Source organism: Nonomuraea sp. NPDC050153, from assembly GCF_044460125.1.
Taxonomy (GTDB): Bacteria; Actinomycetota; Actinomycetes; order Streptosporangiales; family Streptosporangiaceae; genus Nonomuraea.
The window spans coordinates 1-4,647 of record NZ_JBITJQ010000082.1 but is presented as its reverse complement, the minus strand read 5'-3'; the positions used below and the strand labels follow the sequence as shown (position 1 = coordinate 4,647).

5 protein-coding genes are annotated in these 4,647 nt (G+C 67.9%); 1 reads left to right on the top strand and 4 read right to left on the bottom strand.

What is annotated here, in order from left to right; genetic code table 11:
- Positions 1-339 precede the first annotated feature (339 nt).
- Genes ACIBQ1_RS61735 through ACIBQ1_RS61725 form a run of 3 tightly spaced genes read right to left on the bottom strand, consistent with a single transcriptional unit; the run spans position 340 to position 2,599 of the window.
- Positions 340-1,587 (bottom strand): FAD-dependent oxidoreductase, encoded by a 1,248-nt coding sequence (locus ACIBQ1_RS61735; protein WP_397292863.1) that lies wholly within the window; start codon positions 1,585-1,587, stop codon positions 340-342.
- On the bottom strand, positions 1,584-1,955 hold the full coding sequence (locus ACIBQ1_RS61730) for a hypothetical protein (RefSeq protein ID WP_397292862.1): 372 nt from the start codon (positions 1,953-1,955) through the stop codon (positions 1,584-1,586). Before ACIBQ1_RS61730 ends, ACIBQ1_RS61735 begins: the two co-directional genes overlap by 4 nt.
- A complete protein-coding gene (locus ACIBQ1_RS61725) occupies positions 1,952-2,599 on the bottom strand; it encodes a sulfotransferase family protein (protein WP_397292861.1) in 648 nt (215 codons plus the stop codon). Before ACIBQ1_RS61725 ends, ACIBQ1_RS61730 begins: the two co-directional genes overlap by 4 nt.
- An 89-nt stretch (positions 2,600-2,688) precedes the next feature.
- On the opposite strand from ACIBQ1_RS61725, the gene ACIBQ1_RS61720 reads away from it, so the two are divergent.
- Positions 2,689-3,462: a TetR/AcrR family transcriptional regulator gene (locus tag ACIBQ1_RS61720; protein WP_397292859.1), complete on the top strand. Its 774-nt coding sequence runs from the start codon at positions 2,689-2,691 to the stop codon at positions 3,460-3,462.
- A gap of 677 nt (positions 3,463-4,139) precedes the next feature.
- Here ACIBQ1_RS61720 and ACIBQ1_RS61715 read toward each other — a convergent pair.
- Positions 4,140-4,647, bottom strand: a 508-nt coding sequence (locus ACIBQ1_RS61715) for a hypothetical protein (RefSeq protein WP_397292857.1), incomplete at its 5' end; no start/stop codon positions are given.

Here is a 4,647-nt window from a genome sequence, read left to right as displayed (position 1 = left end):
ATCCGCCGCTACATCGCCTGGCGAAACCGCAACACCGACAACCCCCGCCTACGACGCATCGTCAAGAGGGCAAACGTGGCCTGACGCGGCACTAGCTTGGTCGCAAGATGATCTATCAGAGGTCCCGTTGTTTCCTCACAAGGACTTGACGAGTGGCCGCTGAGCCAAACGCAACGGCGTTGATCTCGATGCGCATCGAAGATCTTGAAGACGCTGTTCCCGCTGATCAGTCTCTCCGTGCCACTCCGGCGGCAGGTCCGTCAGCAGCCGGGCCACGGAGCCTCCTGCGGGCTGCGGTCGATGTCGATGCTGGATACGAGCGCGCGCATGACCTTCCTCCTATGCGGTCCTGCGGGCGAAGTCGGGGGCGTGCTCGGGACGCGGGCCGTAGGCGATCAGTTTAGAGGGGAACTTCTTGAAGGCGGGGAGGCGTCGTGCCAGGAAGACCAGCGGTCTGGGAGGGCGGGCGCCTTTGCCGGCGAAGGCGGGGACGAACATGGTGCGGTGCAGCATGCGCTGGACGGTTTGGACGATTACGGTGGGCCGCCATCTGCGCTTTTGGATCTTGGCCAGGTCGGCGGTGGTGACGTGATGGCGTCGCAGCGGCTCGGCGAGGATCGTCGCGGCGGCCACGGCGTCCTGGATGGCGAGGTTGATGCCCATCCCACCGGCGGGGGACATGGCGTGCGCGGCGTCGCCGATGAGCAGCACGCCGTCGGCGTACCAGCGCTTGAGCCGGTTCAGCTGCACATCCAGCAGGTGCAGGTCATCCATGTCGGCGATGTGGTCCACCCGGTCGGCGTACTGGGGGAGCACATCGGCGATGCGCTCGCGGAAACGTTCGACGCCCTGCGCACGCAGCCGGGCGTCGGCGCCTTTGACCGTGAAATAGGCGATCTGGTAGTAGTCCTGGCGGGTGAAGCTGAGCGCGATCTGGTCGCCTTTGAACTCGCCGGCGAGCCTGGCGATCTCATCCTGCTCCCCGGCGTGCCTGGGCAGGCGGAACCACCATGTGTCGAAGGGCACTGAATATTGCTTGGGCGATAGACCCAGCTCCTTTCTGATGATCGAGTGGCGGCCGTCGGCGGCCACGGTGAGCTGCGCGCGAATCTCTCCTGCCGCACCCTCTCGGGTGCGGTAGCGGACGCCTGCGATCTTGCCGTCTTCCTTGATCAGCCCGGTGACGGCGGTGTTCTTGCGCAAGGTGAAGGTCGGCTCGGTGGCCGCTTCGGCGGCCAGGAAGTCGAGCAGGTCCCACTGCGGGATCATCGCGACGTAGTTGTACGGCGCGGGCAGGGACGCGAAGTCGCTCAGCCTGATTCTGCTGCCGTCCGGGAGCGGAGCCTCCAGATCGCCCAACCGGCTCTGCGGCAGCCGACGGAACTTCTCCCCGAGGCCGAGTTCGTCCATGAGCCGGATGGTCGAGGCGTGCACGGTGTCTCCGCGGAAGTCGCGCAGGAAGTCGGCGTGCTTCTCCAGCACGGTGACGTTGATCCCGGCGCGGGCCAGCAGCAGGCCCAGCATCATGCCGGCCGGGCCGCCGCCACAGACCAGGACGCCGGTGCTCTCGGTTCTTTCGGTGGTCATGTCAGCCTCTTGCGACGTAGTCCGTAGTGGGTGAACAAGGCGATGACCGCCAGCCGCAGTGCCACGTTCGCCCAGATCGAGACGTGGACGCCGCGGGTGAAGGCGTAGGCCTCGACGGCGGCGGTGCAGCCGTGGAACGCGATCAGGGTCTGGGCGGCCAGGCGTACCCCGTCCGGTTGCCGCAGGGTCGCGAACGACAGGAACGCCACGGCCAGCTCAGCGGCGCCCAGCAGGTAGCACACCAGGTAGGCGTCCTCGGGGACGCTGATACCGACGGCGCTGGGAACCAGGCCGGGTGCGACGATGAGCACCACCCCCGCCGCCAGGGTGACCAGGCCGTGCAGGGTGAGCAGGATGCGGAGGTTCACCGCTCCGCCGCCCCGCGCAGGCGGGCCTGGGCGGAGCGCCGGTCGTTGAGGCGCGGGTACGGTTCGTCCGGCACGGGCACGCCGAGGAAGTCGCACAACGGCTCCCAGCCCTGCCCGCTCTCGTAGATCAGGATCCGGCCGGGGGGCAGCGTGTCGATGACCTCGGCCGTGTGGCGCCGGAACACCTGCACGGCGTGGCGCTCCTCGGGCATTGGCTCGTCCAGCGTCGTGCCGAACGTCTCGCGCCACAGATGCTCCAGCAGCGGCCGCATGCCGATGGCCACGGGACCGAATTCGGCCGGCACCGCGCTGGGGGCGTGCAGCAGGGCGAAGACGGTGTCGCGGAGGCTGGCGTACCAGGCGTGCGGGTCACGCACGGTGAGGATGACCTTGGCATCGGGGTAGCTCTGCGCGAGCGGGCACCAGAAGTGGGCGCTCGGCCAGTCCACCGCCGCCCGGTAGCCGTCCAGCACGCCGTTCCAGTCGACCGGCCCGTCCAGGGTCTGCCGCCAGCGTTGTGCCTGCTCCGGATGGGCGGCTATCTCCTGCATGTGGTGGCACGGGCCGAAGCCGAGCCGCTCCAGCGCCGCCTTCAGCGACGTGGTGCCGGTACGCGGCAGTCCCGCGCCGATCACGCTGATCATCTGCGCTTCCTTAATTCATCGCTCGATGAACTCATAGTGGAGACGATACACACCTGAGGTTCACTTAGGAAGCAGTACCATCGGACGTTGTGGACCGGGACCTGGTGGATGCCGCGCTGGCGGCCGCCGAGCAGCACGGCAAAGACGTGGCCGACGTGCCGCTGAGCGCGATCGCGGCCGCCGCGGGGATTTCCCGCAGTACCCTGATCAGAAGGCTCGGCGGATCGCGGGCCACGCTGGAGGAGGCGGTCCGGCAGGCCGGAATCGACCCCGGCGGACGCCCGCCGGTCCGGGAACGGGCCATCGAGGCCGCCGCCACGCTGATCGCCCGCAACGGGCTCGGCGCGGTCACCATGGAGGCCGTCGCGGCTGCCGCGCACTGCTCGCCAACCAGCCTGCACGCCGTCTTCGGCAGCCGCGACGGCCTGCTCGCCACCATGTTCGATCGGTATGTCCCCGTGCCCGACCTGGAAGCGCTGGCCGCCGAACTCCCCGAGCGGATCGAGGAGATGGTCCATGCCGTCTACGTCGCGCTGGCCGAGGCCTTCGCCCGGGAGCCACGGGTGCTGCCGGCCATCTTCGGCGACCTGCTCACCCGCCCCGACGGCACCGCCGCCCAGATGCTGAAAGCCAACCTGCCGAGGATGTTCGCCAGCCTTGGCATCCTGCTGAATACGCAGATCCAAGCCGGTCGGGTGCGGCCACTTCCCCTGCCGCTGCTCATCCAGCTGATGATCGGCCCCATGGCGGGGCACATGCTGTTGCGCCCCGTACTACAGGACGCGCTGGGCAACGTCCTGCCTCCGGTCGACGAGGTCGCACGGGCGTTCGCCGAGGCGTTCATCCGCGCCACCGCCCCATGAGCTCGCGCCATAAAGTGCCGACCTATGCGTTTCCCGCAAGCTCCACACAGCCTTCCCGCCCCGTTCCCCTCGCCCACGCGCGCGCCGTTGTCCACAGGGGGCGTCGATCACAGTGAAGAGACGCTCATCGAACTCCACCGGCGCGCCTAACCGTGCCCGCTCCACCGCCTTCGCTCGATAGTGGGGATCGGAAGCGCTGCGCGCCTCGGCAAGGAGCTCGTCCAGCGACCAGGTGTCCAATCGCGCCTCGGCCCTCTCGAACACATCGACACCTCCTCGGCATCCACTCCCGTGAAGATCAGATACGAGAGCCGGACGTCAAAGTCGCCGTAGTAGTCCAGCACCAGCCGCGGGTCGTCTCACCACCCGACGCGACAGGGCTCCTCGAACGGATCGGGATCGGTGCCGGAGCCGTTGCCGGTCTCATCCAGGTTGAGTCGTCGTTGGCACTTCGATCTTCGGCGCCGCCGACGCGGAGGCGGCGGGAGCGCCGGCGACCACGAGCGCGGTCGCGAGTGCGACTGCGGTGAGGAACCCTCGCCGTCTCAAGTTGGACATGTGTATCCCTTTGGGTGGGTCGGTTCCTGGCATAAGTGCGCCGCCATGGCGCCACAGCGGTGGGGACCCAGGCAGGTGACGATGTCGTTGAGTCGCGTGCGGGCGTGGACCTTCATCCATCAAGCGGCGTCGAGGGCTGCGGTGATCTTGCGGATCATCTCGGCCAGGGTGGGGCGGGGTTCGCCCTGGTGGGTGTGGGTGGCTGCGTTGATGGCGACGAGGACGGTGTTGCGGAAGTTGTCGGCCTCTGCCGGGTCCTGTTGCTTGAGCAGGCTGACGGATGCGGTCAGAGCGGGCAGCACGTGGTCGGCGAGTTCGGCGACGGACTTGCCGTTCAGGTTGATGTCTCTGGTCTTTTCGGCGAGCACGTGGCCGATCAGGCCGGTGGCGGAGGCCAGGGCGATGGAGCCCTCGGTGGCGATCTTGTGGGGCTTGCCGGCGGCATCGGCGGCGGACAGCAGCGTGACGGCGCCGTAGGCGGCGGTGCGCAGGGTGGTCTTGTCCTGGTCGGTCAGGGTGATGGACATGACGGTGTGCTCCTGTGCGTCCAGTAGTGATTGGTGGTTGATCGATATGGATGGTTGACGACTGATCCGAAAGCTCGTCGTCGCTTGCCGGTGTAAGTCC